Annotated in this window: 1 protein-coding gene and 1 pseudogene; both read left to right on the forward strand. The window is 66.9% G+C overall.

The features are described 5' to 3' along the window. Positions 1-82 precede the first annotated feature (82 nt). Positions 83-726 (forward strand): annotated as a pseudogene (locus AOK01_RS31380) (ABC transporter permease); the annotation flags it as partial. Between the two features lie 224 nt (positions 727-950). Continuing rightward, a partial coding sequence (locus tag AOK01_RS41875) for an ATP-binding cassette domain-containing protein (protein WP_157871557.1) occupies positions 951-1,122 on the forward strand: 172 nt, incomplete at its 3' end.

The following is a 1,122-nucleotide window of genomic DNA, read 5'->3' on the forward strand; positions in this document are numbered from 1 at the left end:
CCCCTCGGCGCCGCACCGCCCCCCGCCCCCGGGGCAGGGCGGGCACCGCAGTGGGGCGCCGACTGGAAGAAGGGCTGAACCCATGGCCGCGACCCAGGTCCTCCGGTCCGAGTGGACCAAGATCCGGTCGGTGGCGTCCACGGTGTGGACGCTGAGCCTCGCCGCCGTGGTGACCGTCGTGCTCGGTGTGCTGATCGCGCTGCTGTCCAAGAACGAGTTCGACGACATGAGCACGGAGGACCAGCTCTCCTTCGACCCCACCTACATCAGTTTCGCGGGGACGAGCCTCGGGCAGCTGGCGATGATCGTGTTCGGCGTGCTGGTGGTGGGCAACGAGTACAGCACCGGCATGATCCGCACCTCGCTGTCCGCCGTTCCGCAGCGCGGCACGTTCCTCTTCAGCAAGATGGCGGTGGCGACCGGGCTGGCCTTCCTCGTCGCCGTCGTGACCAGTTTCGTCGCGTTCTTCCTCGGCCAGGCGATGCTCGGCTCGCACCGGGCCTCGATCAGCGACCCGGGCGTGCTGCGGGCGATCATCGGCAGCGCCCTCTACATGACCCTCATCGCCGTCTTCTCGATGGGCGTCGCCACGATGCTCCGCAGCCCGATGCTCTCGCTCGGCGTCCTGATGCCGTTCTTCTTCCTGATCTCCAACATCCTCGGCAACGTCTCGGCCACCAAGAAGATCGGTCAGTTCCTGCCCGACCAGGCCGGCAGCAAGATCATNNCGGCCTGGGCATCATGGCGCTGTGGGTGGTCCTGGCAGTGGCCGGCGGGTACGCACTGCTGAAGCGGCGGGACGCGTAGGAACAGCGGGGACGCGTAGGAACAGCCCTAGGGGTCCAGGTTTTTTACCGGGAATTGAGGGGAACCGTCAGCGCCCCGTTATCCTCCTAACCCTTACGGGGGCGTGTGCCCCGACGTCCTGAACCTTTCGATGGGTGCGGAGAATGATCGAGGCAGTCGGCCTGACGAAGCGCTACGGCGACAAGACAGCCGTGTACAACCTTTCCTTCCAGGTCAGGCCGGGCTCCGTCACCGGCTTCCTCGGCCCCAACGGGTCGGGCAAGTCGACGACCATGCGGATGATCCTCGGCCTCGACAACCCCAGCGCCGGCCAGG

It is taken from the genome of Streptomyces aurantiacus (genome assembly GCF_001418335.1).
GTDB classification, from domain to species: domain Bacteria; phylum Actinomycetota; class Actinomycetes; order Streptomycetales; family Streptomycetaceae; genus Streptomyces; species Streptomyces aurantiacus.